This is a genomic window from Mesorhizobium sp. 01N446, assembly GCF_056399285.1.
Window position 1 is genome coordinate 151,752 of record NZ_JBFTRA010000005.1, and the last position, 17,696, is coordinate 169,447.

A 17,696-nucleotide genomic window follows, 5' to 3' on the forward strand; every position below is an offset into this window, starting at 1 on the left:
AATGACAGCGACGGTCATCGCATTTCCGTCCCCCCAGACGGAATTTGACCGCTTGGACGAGCGGGCAAATCAGGTCATCGCCAGCGAACTCGCCCGCGCTTACGACATTGGCGGAGAGACTGCCGCAGAAAGCATGATCCATAGCTTGATCTGGTCGGCCGCCAAATGGTCGGCCGCGATCAATGGCGCCGCTGCCACGCGGACCAACTTCGAGACGGCCGGTGTTCACGGGTACGACGCCTCAAAGGTGAAGCCGTGAGCAGTGGAGTTTTCGCGGTCTCTAGGGACATTTTTGAGCATCGGTTTTTTGCGGGCGAACCGTTTACCGAAAGGGAAGCATGGGTCTGGTTGATCCGGGAAGCGGCATGGAAGGCGCGGCGGGTCCGGGTCAAGGACGGCATGGTCTCGTTGAAGCGCGGACAGCTTGCTACGTCAGTCCGGTTCATGGCCGATCGGTGGCAATGGCACCGGTCCAGTGTGGACCGCTTTTTGAAGCGGCTAAAAACCGAGACGATGATTAGCATCTCTGTCGAGACAGGTCAGAGCGTCATAACTATCTGTAATTACGACACTTATCAGCGCGTCAGCTTGCCATCCGAGACAGCAGGCGAGACACCAGCCGAGACGACCGCGAGACGACCCCGAGACAAACAAGAAGACAGTAAAGGCATTGAAGACAAGAAAAAGAAGAACAGCGCGCCTTCGGCTTCTGCCCCCGTCACTGTTCCCAATCAACCCCAATCGGCAGAAAAAAAGCCAGATCGCGTGGATGGGCCGGACTGGCGCGGATCGGCTGAAGAGAGATTCTATTCCGACCTCCCCGGCTGGCAAAGGGCCGGGGTCCCGCGCGGGATGCTGTTCCAGATCAGCGAACACCTTGGCGGCGACTTCGGCCAACTGATCGACATCGCGACCAGAGCCGCAGGCGCGAGAGACCCGAAGGCTTATCTGGGCGGAATTCTTAGTCAACACCGAACACCGAAGCTGAAGACCAACCCACGTCTGCCAGCATGGATCACAGACGCGCGCGCCCAGGGATACCCGGTTGAGCGTGAGGGCACCTATTGGCGGTTCGCGGGCGGTCTTTACGACGACGAAAAACAACAGGTCGGCAACTGATGCGCGAGCTGAACGAACTCGGAATTTTTATCACAGAGCGTGATGGCGAACAGCGGACCACATGCCCGTCATGCTCGCCGCACCGCCGCAAGAAAAAGGACAAGTGCCTTGCTGTCAGGATCGACGGAGACGGAGCAACCTACTTCTGCCACCACTGCGGCTTCAACGGCGGCGTTCGTTCCGGGCAAGCTGTCCGCGGCGGCAAAGGCCTACGCAAAGACAACCAGAGCTATAAGCGAGACGACTTTGGAGCTGCTCGGCGCCGCCTCCGGAACGGTCTACTTCCCTCGGCGTCTTGAGCGGAAGAGCGAAGCCGTTTTCTTCCCGTATCTGCTTGGCGGCAAGCGGGTGAACTACAAGGCGTGCGCCTTCCCGGAGAAAGATTTCATCGGGGAGAAGGGCGGCAAGCTCTGCTTCTTCAACCTCGACCGTGTTTTGGCCGCTCCGCCTGGAGACGTGTTCATCGTTGAAGGCGAATGGGACCTCGCGGCGATGGTGGAGGCCGGGTTGCCGATCGACCGAATTTTGTCGGTCCCGAACGGCGGCAGGGAAAAGAAGGAAACCGACGAGCCGAAACCGGCAGAGCCCGCCGGCTACGATTATGTCGAGCAGGCTTTGACGCGCGGGCTGGGCAGGCACAAGCGTTTCATCTGGTGCGGCGACATGGACGACACTGGCCTGTCGTTGCGTGCTGACATGGCGCATCTGCTCGGGGCGGCAAAATTCTGGTTCATCGACTGGCCGGAAGGGATCAAAGACGCCAACGACATGTTGCGCGCGGACGGGCCTGGCCCGTTGAAAGAACTGGTGACGGAGGGCGCGTTGCCGTGGCCGGTGGCAGGCCTCTATACCTTGGGCGAACTACCCGAGTTGCCGCCGATCAAGGCTTGGGAAGTGCCGCGCATGCCTGCGTGGCGTGGCAAGATCCTTTTTGCGCCCGGCACCATGTCGGTGGTCACCGGGCACCCAGGCCACGGCAAAACGGCGGTGATGGCGCAAGTCTGGGCTGACATCGCCGACAAATACGGTCTGATTATCGCGACAGCCACGTTTGAAACGCGCGCCAAGCCGCATTACCGGCGCATCTTGCGGACACTGCACGCCGGCCGCCTCGAGCGGGAGATGTCGCCGGAAGAAATCCGGTATTCCGATCAGTGGATAAACGACCACTACCTGTTCATGCAGCACCCAGAGCAAACGCCAACGCTCGGCTGGCTGCTCGAAACGGCAGAGGCCGCGGTTGTCCGGCACGGCGCATCGGTCGTGCAGCTCGACCCTTGGAACCGGCTCGAAAGTCAGCGTGAGGCGCGCGAGACTGAAACCGAATACATCGGTCGCTGTCTGACAGCGATATACAAATTTTCCCAGGACATGGGCTGTCACGTCCAAATCCTTGCGCACCCTTCGAAGATGGACGGCCCGCGCAAAGGCACGCCGCCAGAACTCGACGACATCGCCGGCTCGAAACACTGGGACAACCGCGTTGACCAAGGCTTGGTGGTGCATCGCCCGAAGATGTTCGACGAGGGACAGCGCTGCACCGACGCGGTGATTTTTCACAAGAAGACCCGGTTCGATGAGCTGGGCCATCCCTGCAAGCTGAAAATCAACTTCAACATCCAGAACGGGAGGTTTGAAGATGCCGAACAAGCGTGAGAGGGCCGAACGCCTGCCTTGGTCCGTAGAACAGGCCTTGCTTCAGCATCGCAAAATCTACATGGCGGCGCGCGAAGCCGTAGTCGCGATCTGGGTCGAGATGCCGAATAAGACCTGGGACAGGATGAAGCCCGTCCTCGAGCAGTGGATTGCCGCCGGCAACATCGACCGGTCGGAAATGCGGCGCATCATTGACGAGGTGGATTATCTGCGCCGCGAATTCCCGCGCGCCCTGACGCTTTCCAATGACAACACCGGGCAGCGCCATGACCGTGGTTGAAGCGCCAGGCAGCGGCTGGATAGTGGTGTCTGGCGGCGAAACGTTGGCAGGACCGTTCCCGACCAACGCCGAAGCTTGGCGCGCGGCCGATCGCATCGAGGGCTCGCCGATATCGCCAGCCGAAAAGCGGGCTGACTGGATTTCCACCAAGATCCTGTCGAGCGGCCCGGCGCCGATCGTGCCGAAGCGCACCCGGCAGCAGAAGAAGCGCGCGGCCAAGAATCGGAAGACGAAAGACCGGAAGGCCAAAGGGATGCAGGCCAACGCTGCCAAGGCCCCGACATGGTTCCGCACCATAGCAGCGGCGAACTTCGATCCGCACGGAAAACGCAAGTATCGGGATTCGCAGCTTGGGACGTTCGGTGCGGCCTCACCCGTCCGCCACATCGATCCCGCCGAGTATCTAGCGTCCCGCGAAGGAAAGCGAAATTGAGCGGTTCGCAAGCATTTGTTCACCAATCTTTCGGCGACCGGTGGGCAGAGACCGGGTATGTCGGGGAAAGCCTGTTCGGCTCGGTCGAGGTCCAGGCCATGCGCTGCAACCAAACGGGCGCGCACTCATGTCGAGGCGTCCCCGCTCAGGCTGAGCTGCGTAACAGGATACCTTCAGTGGAACTGCTCAATCGCATTGCCGCAATCCCCACCACCGGCCTCACGCCGCGAAAGCCGTCGACCGGCGAACCGATTTGCGAGCGTGTCGACCCGTCGACACTCTATGTCGATCACGAATATCAGCGCACGATCGGGGAAAGAGGGAAGCGCCAAATCCGCCTTATAATTGAGGACTTCTGCTGGACGAAATACAAACCGCCGATCTGCGCATACGCCGAACATGACGGTCAGACGATCCTTAAGGTGCTCGACGGCCAGCACACGGCGATAGCGGCCGCCAGCAACCCGCACATTGACTTGATCCCGGTAATGATCGTCGACGCCCCGGACAGGCAAGCACAGGCGGCGGCATTCGTAGGGCAGAACACGCAGCGCCTCGGTATCACACCGCTCCAACTGCACCAGGCAGCAGTCTTAGCGCTGGAAGAGAACGCACTCGACGTTCAGAACGTCTGCGCTCGCGCCGGTGTCCGCGTGTTGCAGTGCCTACCCGGCTCCGGCCGCTACAAGGCCGGTGATACCATTGCGGTTCAGGCCATCAGGGGGCTGGTCACGCGGCGCACCTCAATGGGCGCACGAACCATTCTGGAAGTGCTGGCGAACGCCCACCTCGCGCCGATCACCGCCCTGCACATCAAGGCGGCTGACTACCTCATGTCGGACAAGGAGTTGTCCCAGAAGTTCGACCCAGAGGATCTAACGAAAGCAATCGGCGACCTCTACCTCACGGCGGAGGATGAAGCGCGGGTGCAAGCAAAGACCTTGCGAATTCCGGAATGGAGGGCGCTCGGGATGATCTGGTTTCGGAAGACGAAGAAGAAGCGACAGGTGATGCGCCTGGTGGCGTGAAAATCTGCGCCGCGCCGGACCGATCCAGCGCGGCGCGAAACTTGGAAGGAAATACGTTGAACGCACAGACGAAGACGAAACTGGCCGCCTGGCTGGCGGTTCAGACGAGGCCCGGCGGCGAATATCGCGCCGTCACCGAGATGCAGCGCCTGGGGATTCCGGTCTACATCCCTCAGTACCGGCACGAGTACCGGCATCATCGGACCAAGGCTTGGCTGGTGAAGAACTTCCCGCTGTTCCTCGGCTACGTCTTCACGCCGGCTCACGATGTGAAGTGGGGAGCGCTCAACAGCTGTGATGGACTGGTGCGCAACGGGGTGCTCTGCGACATCGAAGGCAAGCCCGTGCCCATCTCTGGCGAGGACATCAAGGGTATCCGCGATGCAGAAGAAAAAGGCGTCTTCGACAAGATGCGCGAACATGGCCTGCGCCTCAAGGCTGGCGAAGGTGTCACCGTGCTGGAGGGCGCGTTTGCCGGTGCGGATGCGCAGATGGTGACGGCCAAGAGCGTCAACAGCGTGCGGGTGTTACTCGACATGTTCGGAGGCAAGGTTGTTGCCTCCGGACCGGTTGCAAAGATCGCGAAAAAGGACTAAATTCCTACAACTGATTTGGCGATATGCCTGTCTGCGCGGGGCTTTCATAGTCACCAGCCGGGGCGATGAGGGGTAGATCGCCACCCCGACCCCTGACGAAGTTTTATCCAGCGGCCAGGCGGACATCTGATCCGGGGCTAATGTTCCTCCGTTAAGACGCGTTTGCCCCGGCTTTTCAACGCTAAGCCCGGCCACGCGGCCAAAGGCATTCGCTCGCTCCTGAAAAGAACCCGGCGGGCAAGTTGCGACTTGGACCGGGGAAGCGAATGCGCCGATGTTCTACTCACTCGGCCATTCGGTACGCCACTTGCCGTCGATGCCTTGGACTAGAACCTCAGCGTCGTGGCCATGCGACGCGGCTGCTTTCGCACCTCTGATCGCCGCCACGACGGCGGCAACATTCGAAACGTACGGGTATTCGTCCCCGTCGTAGCGGACCTTCCAGCGCTCACCTTCTTTGAAGACGTAGTACTTCGCATTTGCCATGTGTGGCACCCAATGCCTAATCCGATGGAGACTTAGCATGTCGACGAGATACGCGACTATTATCCCGAACGATGACGGCCAGGAGGTCGTTTCGAATATAGCGCAGATCGAGGGCGCTGCACCACAAGTGAGCTTCGGCAGGGTTGAGAAGGTCGCCGACGGCGTGCTGATTGGCATGGTGCGCGGCGGTCCTGTCAGTGCCGTGGGTGACTTCGGCTTCCCGGAAAACACCGCAAGCGCCGGTGAGCGTGCTGTTGGTGTCGCTCGCGCTGAACCGAAAGAGCCGAAGCGCGGTAGGCCGGCTAAGGGCAAGGACACCAAGCAGGCGGCCGAACCGCCCGTTGACCCGTCGACCGACAAGACCGAGACCGAGTAACAGGATGGCGCGACCGACCGATTATTCGCCGGCGATGGCAGACAAGATTTGCGAGTTGCTGGCCGATGGCAAGAGCCTCCGCAAAATCTGCCTCGCTGACGATATGCCGGATAAGGCAACGGTCTGTCGGTGGCTCGCCATCCACCAAGCGTTTCGCGACCAGTACGCGTGCGCCCGCGCGATCCAGGCGGACGAGCTCTTCGACGAGACGATCGAGATCGCCGACGACGGCTCACAAGATTATTCGACCAAGACCAATCCTGACGGGTCGACCTATGAGGCGTTCAACTCCGAGCACGTCCAGCGCTCGAAGCTTCGCGTCGACACTCGCAAATGGGCAGCGGCCAAGCTGGATCCGAAGAAGTATGGCGAGAAGCTGGACCTGAACGTCGCGGGCACGCTGAACACGGTATCGGAAGAGGCGATTGATGCTCGCATCGCTGAGCTACTCGGAAAAGCAGGAACTGGCGCAGCTCCTGGAGGAACGGGAAAGGCGGAAGGCGAGGAATAGGCTTCTCGGTTATCGGCCATATTCCAAGCAGCGCCAATTTCACGAAGCCGGCGCGACCAATCGTGAGCGGCTGTTCATGGCCGGCAACCAGTTGGGCAAGACGCTGGCCGGCGGCGCCGAATGGGCGATGCACTTGACGGGGCGATATCCTGACTGGTGGAAGGGCAAGGTCTTCGACAAGCCGGTGGCGATGTGGGCGGCCGGTCTGACCGGCGAATCCACCCGCGACACAGTGCAGAAGATGCTGATCGGCCAGGCTGAGCGGAAAGACGCTTGGGGAACCGGCATGATCCCGGGCGATGCGTTCGCTGAGACCTATCTGGCTCGCGGCATACCCAACGCGCTCGATAGCATAGTGGTCAAGCATGGCGGTGGTGGCGACGTCCAGTCCGGCCGGAGCGTCCTCGGCTTCAAGTCTTACGAGAAGGGCCGGGAGAAGTGGCAGGGTCCGACGCTGGACGGCGTGTGGTTTGATGAGGAGCCGCCGGCCGACATCTACAGCGAAGGCCTGACGCGCACGAACGCCACGGGCGGCATCACGATGATTACCTTCACGCCGTTGCTCGGTATGTCTGAGGTGGTGCTGATGTTCCTCACGTCTGATGAGGTCAATGGGTTACTGAAGAAGGACGGTCAAAGGGATGCAGCCGTTCAAGCTTAACGGTAACCTGCATGTATTGCCGCCCAGCTTCGTCGCAGATCTTGAAGGAAAATTCGCGACCAGCTTCGTCCAATTTGGTCTCATTCATCAATCTTACCAGCGCCCTCATGCCTTGTTCGCGCACATCGTGCACGTCGATAGGGTCGCCAGGAGGCGAATCGGTCTCGCTATCTCCAATGTCGAAAAAGTATCGAGCCATGGCAGTCTAATTCCCCGGGGCGAAGAAAGTTCAAAATGAGCCGCCACGTCACTTTCATGACCATCGACGATGCGGAGCACTACACCGCTGAGCAGCGTGCCGAAATCATCGCCGCCTATCCCGAGCATGAGCGTGAAGCCAGAGCGAAGGGCATCCCGGTACTTGGCTCTGGCCGCATCTTCCCGGTTGCTGAAGAGCTTGTCGCTTGCGAGCCGTTCCGCCTACCTCGCTTCTGGCCGCGCCTCGGTGCTCTGGATTTCGGATGGGATCACCCTTCAGCTGCGGTCGAATTGGCATGGGATACTGAAGCCGACGTGATCTATGTCACGAAAGCGCATCGAGCATCGCAACAGACACCAGCAATGCAGGCGATCACGCTGAAGCCGTGGGGCGCATGGCTTCCCTGGTCATGGCCGAAAGACGGGCGGCGGGACACACTGGAAGGTGCGGGCGTAGCGCTCGCTAAGCAATACAGCGAAGCCGGCCTGAACATGCTGCCGACCTGGGCCCAATACCCTGACAAGTCCGTCTCGGTCGAGGCCGGTCTGATGGACATGCTCGACAGGATGCAGTCGGGCCGGTTGCGGGTCTTCAACACCTTGCTCGACTGGTTCGAGGAATTCCGCCTGTACCACCGCAAGGATGGTGAAGTCGTCAAGCTGCGGGACGATCTGATGTCGGCGACACGCTACGGCGTCATGATGATCCGGGAATCTCTAGTCGATCCTGCCGAGTTCCGCGCCGCTCGGCGCAGCAATGGGCAGTCCGATCCATTGGCGGCATACCGGAACTGAAACTCGTCATGGTTCCAAGAGGTATTCATGAGCGCTCGCGTCCAACGCTTCAATCCTGAGACCGGCAACTATGTGCTGATCGATGTCGCCAGCGGTATGGTGCTTCAAGAGCGTCCTGCTTTGCGTGAGCCAGGCAAGCCGAAGGGCTCTCCCTTCGATGGCGTCGACGAGATCGAGCCGATGGAACGGACACGGCTGTCGGCCCGCCACAGCGACCCTCTAGGCGATTACCGATAGAGCAGATCGGTTTCGGCCTCGATCCCGGCTCTACTCCGCACGACAAGGACTACTCGCGCGCCGTATTTGTCTGAAGTTTGTGGCTTGAAGTAGCGCTTGGTCACTTCATAAACCGTATGGTTGCTCGCGACTGCGCGTTCAGCCCCGACCGGTATGCCAGGATCTACAATGAAGTCACCTATGACGGGGATTGTATTTGCCAACTCCGGCAAGTCATATCCTTCCCGGTTGTATTCAAGCCCACGTTCGGTCTCGTGATAAATCACGACATACGGTTCTGAAATATTGCTCATAACGTTCTCCAAGCGGATGTTGGACGGTTAGCTGATCATCAGGAAATCTAAAATGCAACTCACTCACGGCGTAAATTCTCCAGGGATGCTGTGACGGTCCGCATTATCGGCGGCACCATCCGCGACCTGAGTTACATCGCCGCGAACCTTCGGCCGGAAGACAGGGCAGAGATCGATTGCCAGCTTGACGGCTGGTCGCCGGCAACACTGGCGCTGCACGCCATGCAGGGGCCGGCCTATGTGGTCGAACTCGATGGAAATCCTGAAGCAGCCTTCGGCGCTGCTGAACTACGCTCCGGTCTCTGGATCGCCTGGTCATGGGGCACTCGGCGCATGAAGCGCTGCGTCCCTCGGATCACGACATTCTTCTGGGAAGTGCTCGGCCCGGACGTCGCTGCAAAGGGCGCCTGGCGGGTCGAGGCTCGGGCTTTGGCATCGAATGACCTGGCCCTGCGCTGGCTCACTCGCCTCGGCGCCACGGAACGCTGCCGCCTGCCGGCATACGGCAAGAACGGTGAAGACTTCATTTTATTCGATTGGACGCGGGAGACTTGGAACCATGTGCCTATTTCAGAAGCCGCCGGAGCTGAAGCCGCTGCCGCCACCGCCGACGGTAAACGACAAGGATGTCAAGGCGCGTGAGGATGCGGCCCGTGCTGCGCTCAACCAGCAACAGGGCACAGCTGGCACGGTGAAGACCGACTTGGCGCCTGCCGATATCGTCGGACAGAAGCGCGTGCTGTTGGGCGTCTGACCATGGGCGCGATGAAACGCACATTCCGTGATCGTGCTGGCCGCGCCTGGGCAATCTGGCGTCGCATTGCCCATCGCCTCAAGCGGAAGACCTGAATGAGCGATTCCCGCGCCAACGATATCCTGTCCCGCCAGTCGGACCTTGAAACTGAGCGTTCGGCTTACGAAGCCGTGTGGGAGCAAGTCGCGGAATTCTGCGACCCTGACGCCCCTGATGTCTGGCGCGGCCGGCGCACGTCCGTGACGGGGCGTGACAGCCAGGCAGAACGTCAAGAGCGTCGCGGCTCGCGGGTGTATGCCAACACGATCAACAGCGCCGCCAATCGTCTCGCTGCCGGGCTGGAGAGCCTGATCATTCCCCAGTCGGAAAAATGGCATGGCCTATCGACGGCGGCGATGAATGATGAGGAGACCGACGAAGAGAAGGAATGGGCGGAGGATCTGCGCGACTTCCTGTTCTCGCTGCGCTACTCGGCGAATTCGAACTTCGTGCCGGCCACTCAAGCCTGCCTACGCAATGTGGTTCGCTACGGACCGGCGTATCTCTATGCTGAGGAAGGCTTTGGCTCGACACTGATCCGCTATGCCTCGATCCCGGTGGTCGAGGGCTATCTGTCGCGCAACCGGTGGGGCATCGTCGACACATTCCACCGTAGGTACGAGCGGACCGCACGCCAGGCTGCGCAGCTCCTCGGCTATGAGAAGTTGCCACCCAAGATCAAGTCGCTGGTCGACGATCCGACGAAGTGCGACACGAAGATCTCGCTTATCCAGTGCATCCAGCCTCGTGACGAGCGCAAGATGTACAATCTCGCCGGTCGATACGACTATCTCGATACGGCCTTTGTCTCCTACCACCTGGTCGAAGAAGAACAGGCGATCGTGAAGGAAAGCGGGTTCCGGACATTCCCGATTTCGACCTTCAGCTGGCGCCGATACGAAAGCGATCCCTACGGCATCTCGCCGACGATCGAGGCACTGGTGACGGTGAAGGAAGAGAACGCCGTGCGCCGCTCTGGCCTTCGGGCGCTGCAGCAGATCACTGATCCGCCGACGGCTTCGGCTGCGCGCCTGGATTACATTCCAGTGCTCAATCCAGGTCAGAATTACGAGGGGATGATCGACAACAACGGTCGGCCGCAGATCGTGCCGATCAACACCGGCGCCAATCCGACGTTTGCCTTCGACTATGCGAAGACGCGGGCCGACGAAGTGCGGGACATGATGTTCGTGAACCTGTTTCAGGTGCTCGTTCAAAACCCGCAGATGACGGCTACTGAAGCGCTGATCCGCAACGAAGAGAAGGCATCACTGCTCGGTCCCTCGGGCTCGATCATTCAGGCCGGCTTTGCGACGAACCTCGATCGCGAACTCGGCATCCTCGAAGACAAGGGCCTATACGATCAGGACAGCCGCTTCCTGCCGCCCGAGAGCCTGGCCGGCAAGCAAGTCCGCCCGACCTTCACCAGCCCGCTCGACGTGCTGCGCCGCTCGGCTGAGGCCAAGGACACGATGCAAGTGCTCCAAGCGGCTGCACAGGTTGCCCAGTTCGATCCAAGCGTGATGGACACGATCGATGGCGAGGAAGCAATCCGCGTCATCCACAGCGCCGGCCGGAGCCCGCAGCGCATCTTCCGCAAACAGGAGGATGTCGAGGCGATGCGGGATGCCCGCGCCAAGGCTGCACAAGCGCAGAAGGGCATGGCGGGCATTGCTGCCGCTGCAAGCGTCGCGAAGGACACCATTCCGGCTGCGGTGCAGGCTCAGGATAGTGGCCTCTTGGACAAACTCCAGCAGATGATGCCGCAAGGCGGCCAGGGTGCACAGCAGTGAAGGAGAAGCAGTTCGCGCACTCCAAGCAAGTCGGCGGGCCTGCCAAAGCACAGGACGCGCTGACGAAGGCCTACCTCCGAGTCTTCTCTGGACAGGACGGTGAGATGGTGCTGGCCGATCTGGTGGCGACGGTCGGCTACTATCGCCGGCCGTCCTATGGCCAGTGGATGGCAGACACCAAGTCTCCGCACGGTTTCGAGCTCCACAGCGCTCTCTCGAATGCTCGGGCCGAAGTGGTTCAGCACATCATGCGGTTCCTGACGCTGACCGATGAGCAATTGATAGCTCTCGAAAGAGCGGCGCGCCTGGAGGCGTAGCGAGTTTGCCCGCGGCGGGTCCAGCCGATCAATCCCTCCCCAGAACGAAGGATCATCATCATGCCACGTGGACTTCCGCGTACCCTTTCGCGCGCCGCTGCTCGATCGGCTGGCCTTGCTCCTCCGGTTGCCGGCCTAAAGGCTGTCACCACGGGTGACGGCGGCGGCTTCAAGACGGTGTTCACCTTCAATGCCATGCAGGTGCCGGTGACCGATGCGCTGGCCTATGCCTCGCAGAAGATCTTCGATTTCCTCGATGGGAAGATCAGGATCAAGGGCGGTACCGCCAAGATGCAGTTTGCCGTGCTCGGTGTCCGGGCATCGACCATCAACGACAACGCCGCGCTGACATGGGGCCTTGGCACCGCTGCCGCGTCTGCCGCGACGCTGGCGACCACCATGCAGAACGTCGTCGCGGTGACCTCGCGCACGCTCGACGGCGCCGCCGCTGCACTCTCCACGGCATCGGCCGCCGATGTTGTCGCCGCTGCTACCTTCGACGGCACTTCAACGCCGGTCGATCTCTACCTCAACCTGTCGTTTGCCACCGGCACCGACATCGATGCGGACGGCGTGCTGGCGATCACCGGCACGATCACGCTGCTCTGGGAGAACTGGGGCGACAACGTTTGATGATCCCTGCGGCTGGGTGAGCCGTTCTATCGAAGGAACATCTTATGACAGATCAGGCGGAAGCCGGGTCCGTGGTGGTCGATCCACCGGCGGGCAACCTGGAGAAGCCAGCGGCGACGGTGGAAAACGGGTCCACCTCCGAAGCCGGCAAAAGTTGGTTTGACGGTCTTTCCGAAGGCAACCGCAAACTCGCTGAGACAAAGGGCTGGACCAAGCCGGAAGGCGGCATCGAGAAGGTGCTGTCMTCCTATGCGGAACTCGAGAAATTGCAGGGCGAAAGCCTTCGGGTTCCCGCAGCCGACGCAGCGCCGGAGGAGTGGGAGAAATTCAACTCCAAACTTCCCGAGACGATGCGGCCGGTGACATCGCCTGACAAGCTGGAATTCAAGCGCCCGGAAGGACTCCCTGAAAACGTCCCCTATTCGGATGAACTCGCCACGGCAGCCAAGCAATGGGCTGTCGAGGCGGGCGCTACTCCGAAGGTGGCGCAGGCCTATCACGATAAGTATGTGGGCTATGTGGCCGAACAGGCGAAGGCGGCGCAGGCTGCTCTCGTCAAGTCGGTCGAGGACACCCACACCGAACTCGTGAAGGACTGGGGTCCGGTTGACAGCGACGGCTTCAAACAGAAGCTCGAAGTGTCCAACCGCGCACTGAAGAAGCTTGGCCTGGTCAACGCCTATAAGGCGAAGGGTATCCTTCTGCCTGACGGCACTCTGACCGATCCGCAGATCGCGCGGGCTTTCCATGCGGTCGGCGAGGCGATGTTCAAGGAAGACACGATCGAAGGCGGCGGCGTCAACATGGGTGAAAACCCGTTCAAGCGCAACGCGGCCGGCGAACGCAATCTGACGGCAATCTCAGCCCTCGTCAAAAGCGACCCCGATCGCGCGAAGCGGCTTGCCCGCGAGGCCGGTGAAAACCCGGATCTCTGGGTGTCCAGCCATCCCCTTTGACGGGGACCGACACCGCTCCGCATTGCTTGAAGGAATGAAATAAAATGGCAGACGCATATACCCGCATTGCGGATTCGATCGTCCCGTCCGTCTATGCGCAGTACTCATTCGAGGAACACGTGCAGTCCCTCGAAATCTACCAGGCCGGCATCCTCTTCAACGATCCCGCGATCAGCGCCAAGCTGAGCCTCGGCGGTCGCTCCGTCGACATGCCCGGCTGGAAGGATCTCGGGAACGATCCGTCGGAACCCGTCAACGACGATCCGACCGACAGCATCGAGATGAAGAAGATCGGTTCGCGGCGTGAAGTCGCGGCCCGCAACGTGCGTGCCCAGGCATGGGGTATTCCGGATCTGACCAGCATCCTCGCCGGCTCCGATCCGCAAAAGATCATCGTGCAGCGCCAGACCGAATATTGGCAGCGCGCCAACAAGGCCACGTTGATCAACATCCTCAAGGGTGTGATCGCCGACAACGTTGCCAATGATGGCGGCGACATGGTGCGCACGACTGGCGCGTCCATCGTCGACACCGACATCATCGAGGCCGCCTACCTCCAGGGCGACCGCGCGGACAAGTTCAAGTCCATCTGGATGCATTCGAAGCAGATGAAGGCTCTCAAGCTGGCTGATCTGATCGACTTTATCCCGTCCTCGCAGCAGGGCGGCTCGCTGATCCCGTATTACATGGGCTATCGGTGCGTCGTGGACGATGACATCCCCGTGGCGACGAACGTGTACACCGCGTTCCTGTTCAAGGACAAAGCGATCATGTGGAACGAACTTCCGGTCAACACAGAAGGCGGCCCGCTCGAATTCGATCGCAAGCCCCGTCAGGGTCACGGCGGCGGCGTTACCGAGATGGTCGGCCGCCGTCACTTCGTCCCGCACGTCCCCGGCACGCGGTTCCTTGACGCGTCCACTGCCGGCGAGTTTGCAACGGATGCCGAGTTGGCACTGGCGGCGAACTGGGACCGCACGGCGTCGAGCGTCAAGAACATGACGTTCATCGCGTTGAAGACGACCGAGGCTTAACCTCCTGCAATGCAATTGGGCGAGGCGTCTCTGGGGCGTCCTCGCCCAAATTTTCTATTGGCAACTCCCAGACGCCCACGGGGTTGAACCGCTTTCCGCTGAGGAACTCGGGGCGTAACCCGTCTCCCCGCCGCGCGGCGAGGTTGTGGAACTGCAGTAACGACATGACCATGGCGGTTCTCCTGCACCAAGACACAAAGCGGCAACTTCGCTGGGCGCCAACCGTTTCATGCAATTTGCGAAATTTTCCGAGGGTCACATGAGAAAACGCAAGCCAGCCGAAACCCGCAAGGAAGCGGTCCGTCGCCAGTTCCGTGAGCACGCCATGCGGCTCGTGCCCAACCCGGCGGTGCAGGTTTTCGACTCTCATGGCCGTCCGCGTCGTGAGCCACGCTATGTGACGATCACTGCGACTAAGGCCTGACGCGATGCCGACGACGCCGCTCGATGTCGCCAACATGGCTCTTGCCGTTCTCGATGAAGCCCCGATCGACAGCCTCGATCAGGACGTTAAGGCGGCGCGCCTCCTGAACCTGCATTTCGACCTGACGTGTGAGGCCGAACTGACCAAATATGCCTGGGTGTTCGCGGTCCTGCGCGCATCGGTAATCGGTAGCGATACCGGTTCCGGCGATTGTACGTTTAACTGGGCCTATGAGCTTCCCGCCGACTGCCTCCGGCCGCTGCCCTTGACCCACAATGGCGAGCCGGACGGGGTGCCGATCTCCTGGCGCCAAGAAGCCGATATCATCTATTCCGATCAGTCGAGCCCGCGCGTGATCCGCTACATCGCGAACCTGACCGATCCGAACGACTGGGATGCGCTATTCACGGAAGTCGTCGTTGCCGCTCTAGCGATCAAGGTTGCTCATCCTCTGACGCATAAGTCCGGAATGATCGACATCGCTCGCGGCGCCTACGACAGGGCGCTGGATGCGGCTTTTAACGCCCACGCCATCCAACGCGGCGGACGGTTCTCTACGACGTCCTGGGCTCAAGCCCGGGGCGACTGGAGGGCTCCGCGCTGATGGCGACGCTCTACCCGATCCAAGACACCTTTGTGCGCGGGGAAGTGTCGCCGCGCCTGCATGCCCGTGCCTCGCTCGATCTCTACCGCGCCGCGTTGTCGACGTGCCTCAACTTCGTGACCTTGCCGCATGGTGGCATCCGCAAGCGCGGCGGCACCTATTTCTGCGCTGAGGTGAAGACGTCCGCAAAGAAGACGCGCGGGGTGCCGTTCATCTTCTCTTCCGAGCAGGCCTATATGCTCGAATTCGGGGACCAGTATATTCGCGTTTATGCCTACGGCGCATATGTTGGGGTAGAGGTGGCGAGCCCGTACCTCGAAGCTGATCTGTTCGAGCTTGCCTACGTCCAGTCGGCCGATCAGATGTGGATCACCCACAAGGACTATCCGCCAAAGGTGCTGACGCGCACCGCTCACACCAGTTGGTCGCTGGCAGACTTCACATTTCTTGACGGTCCCTACGACCCAATCAATACGACGCCGACGACGCTGACGCCGGCAAGTACCGGCCATGCCATCCCTCCGATGACATCCGCTACGGCCCCGAGCGGCACTGTTACAGATGATGGTACAGGCATCAGCTCGTGGAGGGCATTCGATCGCAATATAGCCCAGGAAGTCGTGCTCACAAGCTCCGCCAATGGCTTCGTCCAGTATCAGTTTCCTGCGGGACAAGGCAGGGCTGTGAATGCTTATTGGATCGCGGCCTCAAACAACGTCGCAGCAACAGCCGATACGCCCACGCAGTGGACGCTATTGGGGTCAAACGACGGCGTAAACTATGTCGCCCTGGATGGCCGAGCAGGGGAAACCGGTTGGTCCGGCTCGGAAGTGCGCTTCTATGAGTTCCAGAACAGCACCACATACGAATATTACAAGCTGGCGGTTTCGGGGGGCGGTGGTGTCGACGCCTTAAACAGTAGCATTTCAGAGATAGCATTGGCGGAGAACGGCGACCTGATGACGCCGTTCGATCTGACCGCCTCATCGACGGCAGGCATCAATAACGGCGCCGGGTTTCAAACTTCAGATGTTGGTCGGTCCATCCGGCTTCTCGGAAGTGAGAATGTCTGGCGCTGGGCCAGGATTACCAGTCGGACCAGCGCCACGGTGGTCAAGATCAGACTTTACGGTCATGCGCTGCCAGATAAGTCGTCGATTACCCGCTGGCGTCTCGGCACGTTCGTGCCCGGCAAGTATGTCGAAAGCGGTTCGCTCTATGAGGAACGCCTGGCCTTCAGCCGCCGCTTCTCCGTTTATGCGTCGAAAACCGGCGATTTCGACAACTTTGCGCTGGGTGAGAAGGACGACGACGCGCTGGAGTTCGTCCAGGCCGGCGGCGGCCAGGCAAACAACATCCAATGGATTGCGGAATCGGATGGTGCCTTGATGATCGGCACCTCCGGCGGTATCCGCGCTCTGTCCGGCTCCGGCATTGACGAAGCGCTGACGCCGTCCTCGTTCAAGAACAGGCGCTCGCGGACCTTCGGCTGTGCGAAAATCAGACCGGTGGATGCCGGGCAATCGTTCATCTATGTGACGCGCAGCCGCAAGGCGATTGCCGAACTGACCCAGGTTTCAACGAACAAATTCAGTTCGGACGACATCGGACAGGTCTCGGAGCACCTTCCCAAAAAAGGGGTAGTCGAACTCGCCTACCAGACGGACCCCGATCCCGTAATCTGGTTCCCGGTCGATACCGGCGAAATCTGCGGATACACCCATCAGCCGTCGCAAGACGTGCGCGGGATGCATCGCCACCAGCTGGGCGGCATCTTCACCGGTTCGGGCTGGGCTCAAGTCGAAAGCGCGTGCGTCACTCCCGGCCAAGACGGCGTTGATGACATCTGGCTCATCGTGAAGCGCGTGATCGGTGGCGTGACTAAGCGCTACATCGAGATCATGCAGGCGCCGTTCGAATATCAGAACCTCGCCGATGCTTTCGCCGTCGACTGCGGTCTGACCTATTCCGGCGCTGCTGTTGGCACGGTATCCGGGCTTGCTCATCTCAACGGTCAACTGGTCGACGTGCTGGCCAGCGGCAAGGTCTACACCGGCCTGACTGTCAGCGGTGGACAGGTGACACTGCCGGGCGGCGCGACCGCCGCTAAATGGCAAGTCGGCCTACCTTTCACTGCTGAGGCCGACACCTTGGAGCTCGACGTTGGCGGCAAGGACGGCTCGATCATCGGCCGCCGAAAAAAGGTGGCGCGGGTGATCATGTCGCTGCTGGAGACCGATACAACCGGCCTTTCCGTCCAGTCCTTCCGGCGCGGCAAGTGGGAAGACGTGCGCCTGCCTTCGATCGTGGCGCCCGACGGCAGGGCAACGTTGTTCTCCGGCAATGTCGAAGTCCCGATCGACGACAGTTGGGAAGGGCAAGGCCGTGTGAGGATCCGTCATACCAACCCGACGCCGTGCACGATCCGCTCGTTCACCCCCGCCTTTGACGCTGAACCGTAGGTTTCTCGATG

At 60.7% G+C, this 17,696-nt stretch carries 24 protein-coding genes; 21 read left to right on the forward strand and 3 right to left on the reverse strand.

The genetic code is table 11. The features are described 5' to 3' along the window. The first annotated feature begins 1 nt into the window (after position 1). From AC1DPX_RS20025 to nusG, 7 genes are all read left to right on the forward strand, one after another. Positions 2-259, forward strand: a complete 258-nt coding sequence (locus tag AC1DPX_RS20025) for a hypothetical protein (RefSeq protein WP_477239034.1) — start codon at positions 2-4, stop codon at positions 257-259. Then, the gene (locus AC1DPX_RS20030; RefSeq protein ID WP_477239036.1) at positions 256-1,119 is read left to right on the forward strand and encodes a hypothetical protein; all 864 of its coding nucleotides are present in this window, start codon (positions 256-258) and stop codon (positions 1,117-1,119) included. The genes AC1DPX_RS20025 and AC1DPX_RS20030 overlap by 4 nt, the downstream gene beginning before the upstream one ends. 108 nt (positions 1,120-1,227) lie before the next feature. Then, the gene (locus tag AC1DPX_RS20035) at positions 1,228-2,775 is read left to right on the forward strand and encodes an AAA family ATPase (RefSeq protein WP_477239038.1); all 1,548 of its coding nucleotides are present in this window, start codon (positions 1,228-1,230) and stop codon (positions 2,773-2,775) included. Continuing rightward, on the forward strand, positions 2,759-3,055 hold the full coding sequence (locus AC1DPX_RS20040) for a hypothetical protein (RefSeq protein ID WP_477239040.1): 297 nt from the start codon (positions 2,759-2,761) through the stop codon (positions 3,053-3,055). The genes AC1DPX_RS20035 and AC1DPX_RS20040 overlap by 17 nt, the downstream gene beginning before the upstream one ends. Next, on the forward strand, positions 3,042-3,488 hold the full coding sequence (locus AC1DPX_RS20045; protein ID WP_477239042.1) for a hypothetical protein: 447 nt from the start codon (positions 3,042-3,044) through the stop codon (positions 3,486-3,488). The genes AC1DPX_RS20040 and AC1DPX_RS20045 overlap by 14 nt, the downstream gene beginning before the upstream one ends. Next, positions 3,485-4,516: a hypothetical protein gene (locus tag AC1DPX_RS20050; RefSeq protein ID WP_477239043.1), complete on the forward strand. Its 1,032-nt coding sequence runs from the start codon at positions 3,485-3,487 to the stop codon at positions 4,514-4,516. Before AC1DPX_RS20045 ends, AC1DPX_RS20050 begins: the two co-directional genes overlap by 4 nt. A gap of 56 nt (positions 4,517-4,572) precedes the next feature. Further along, the gene (gene nusG / locus AC1DPX_RS20055; RefSeq protein WP_477239045.1) at positions 4,573-5,112 is read left to right on the forward strand and encodes a transcription termination/antitermination protein NusG; all 540 of its coding nucleotides are present in this window, start codon (positions 4,573-4,575) and stop codon (positions 5,110-5,112) included. A gap of 279 nt (positions 5,113-5,391) precedes the next feature. On the opposite strand, the gene AC1DPX_RS20060 is transcribed toward nusG, so the two are convergent. After that, positions 5,392-5,598, reverse strand: a complete 207-nt coding sequence (locus AC1DPX_RS20060) for a DUF2188 domain-containing protein (RefSeq protein WP_477239047.1) — start codon at positions 5,596-5,598, stop codon at positions 5,392-5,394. Positions 5,599-5,635: 37 nt separating this feature from the next. Here AC1DPX_RS20060 and AC1DPX_RS20065 point away from each other — a divergent pair, with 37 nt between their 5' ends. From AC1DPX_RS20065 to AC1DPX_RS20075, 3 genes are read left to right on the forward strand one after another with little or no spacing between them, the layout of a single operon-like run. Then, entirely contained in the window at positions 5,636-5,974 is a 339-nt protein-coding gene (locus AC1DPX_RS20065; protein WP_477239049.1) for a hypothetical protein, read from the forward strand. A 4-nt stretch (positions 5,975-5,978) separates the two neighbouring features. Then, entirely contained in the window at positions 5,979-6,485 is a 507-nt protein-coding gene (locus AC1DPX_RS20070) for a terminase small subunit-like protein (RefSeq protein ID WP_477239051.1), read from the forward strand. Beyond that, a complete protein-coding gene (locus AC1DPX_RS20075; RefSeq protein ID WP_477239053.1) occupies positions 6,403-7,146 on the forward strand; it encodes a terminase large subunit domain-containing protein in 744 nt (247 codons plus the stop codon). The genes AC1DPX_RS20070 and AC1DPX_RS20075 overlap by 83 nt, the downstream gene beginning before the upstream one ends. Here the strand turns inward: AC1DPX_RS20075 and AC1DPX_RS20080 are convergent. After that, on the reverse strand, positions 7,094-7,345 hold the full coding sequence (locus AC1DPX_RS20080) for a DUF6894 family protein (RefSeq protein ID WP_477239055.1): 252 nt from the start codon (positions 7,343-7,345) through the stop codon (positions 7,094-7,096). The genes AC1DPX_RS20075 and AC1DPX_RS20080 overlap by 53 nt on opposite strands. A 35-nt stretch (positions 7,346-7,380) precedes the next feature. Between AC1DPX_RS20080 and AC1DPX_RS20085 the strand changes: the two genes are divergently transcribed. Then, on the forward strand, positions 7,381-8,139 hold the full coding sequence (locus tag AC1DPX_RS20085) for a phage terminase large subunit family protein (protein ID WP_477239057.1): 759 nt from the start codon (positions 7,381-7,383) through the stop codon (positions 8,137-8,139). Positions 8,140-8,166: 27 nt separating this feature from the next. Continuing rightward, positions 8,167-8,376, forward strand: coding sequence for a hypothetical protein (locus tag AC1DPX_RS20090; RefSeq protein WP_477239059.1), 210 nt, complete (start codon positions 8,167-8,169; stop codon positions 8,374-8,376). On the opposite strand, the gene AC1DPX_RS20095 is transcribed toward AC1DPX_RS20090, so the two are convergent. Continuing rightward, entirely contained in the window at positions 8,367-8,669 is a 303-nt protein-coding gene (locus tag AC1DPX_RS20095; protein ID WP_477239060.1) for a hypothetical protein, read from the reverse strand. The genes AC1DPX_RS20090 and AC1DPX_RS20095 overlap by 10 nt on opposite strands. 90 nt (positions 8,670-8,759) lie before the next feature. Here AC1DPX_RS20095 and AC1DPX_RS20100 point away from each other — a divergent pair, with 90 nt between their 5' ends. The 9 genes from AC1DPX_RS20100 (at position 8,760) to AC1DPX_RS20140 (ending at position 17,685) form a co-directional block, all read left to right on the forward strand. Then, the gene (locus tag AC1DPX_RS20100) at positions 8,760-9,311 is read left to right on the forward strand and encodes a hypothetical protein (RefSeq protein ID WP_477239062.1); all 552 of its coding nucleotides are present in this window, start codon (positions 8,760-8,762) and stop codon (positions 9,309-9,311) included. Between the two features lie 207 nt (positions 9,312-9,518). Continuing rightward, positions 9,519-11,255: a portal protein gene (locus tag AC1DPX_RS20105; RefSeq protein WP_477239064.1), complete on the forward strand. Its 1,737-nt coding sequence runs from the start codon at positions 9,519-9,521 to the stop codon at positions 11,253-11,255. Continuing rightward, on the forward strand, positions 11,252-11,572 hold the full coding sequence (locus AC1DPX_RS20110) for a Bbp19 family protein (RefSeq protein WP_477239066.1): 321 nt from the start codon (positions 11,252-11,254) through the stop codon (positions 11,570-11,572). The genes AC1DPX_RS20105 and AC1DPX_RS20110 overlap by 4 nt, the downstream gene beginning before the upstream one ends. A 60-nt stretch (positions 11,573-11,632) precedes the next feature. Next, positions 11,633-12,205 (forward strand): hypothetical protein, encoded by a 573-nt coding sequence (locus AC1DPX_RS20115; RefSeq protein ID WP_477239068.1) that lies wholly within the window; start codon positions 11,633-11,635, stop codon positions 12,203-12,205. Between the two features lie 44 nt (positions 12,206-12,249). Continuing rightward, positions 12,250-13,161 (forward strand): hypothetical protein, encoded by a 912-nt coding sequence (locus tag AC1DPX_RS20120; protein ID WP_477239070.1) that lies wholly within the window; start codon positions 12,250-12,252, stop codon positions 13,159-13,161. Positions 13,162-13,280: 119 nt separating this feature from the next. Beyond that, positions 13,281-14,195 (forward strand): Coat protein, encoded by a 915-nt coding sequence (locus AC1DPX_RS20125; RefSeq protein WP_477239072.1) that lies wholly within the window; start codon positions 13,281-13,283, stop codon positions 14,193-14,195. A 259-nt stretch (positions 14,196-14,454) separates the two neighbouring features. Beyond that, the gene (locus tag AC1DPX_RS20130; RefSeq protein ID WP_477239074.1) at positions 14,455-14,619 is read left to right on the forward strand and encodes a hypothetical protein; all 165 of its coding nucleotides are present in this window, start codon (positions 14,455-14,457) and stop codon (positions 14,617-14,619) included. Between the two features lie 4 nt (positions 14,620-14,623). Continuing rightward, complete coding sequence (locus AC1DPX_RS20135) at positions 14,624-15,223, forward strand: phage connector family protein (protein ID WP_477239076.1); 600 nt, start codon at positions 14,624-14,626, stop codon at positions 15,221-15,223. After that, positions 15,223-17,685 (forward strand): phage tail protein, encoded by a 2,463-nt coding sequence (locus AC1DPX_RS20140; protein ID WP_477239078.1) that lies wholly within the window; start codon positions 15,223-15,225, stop codon positions 17,683-17,685. The genes AC1DPX_RS20135 and AC1DPX_RS20140 overlap by 1 nt, the downstream gene beginning before the upstream one ends. The last annotated feature ends 11 nt before the right edge of the window (positions 17,686-17,696 follow it).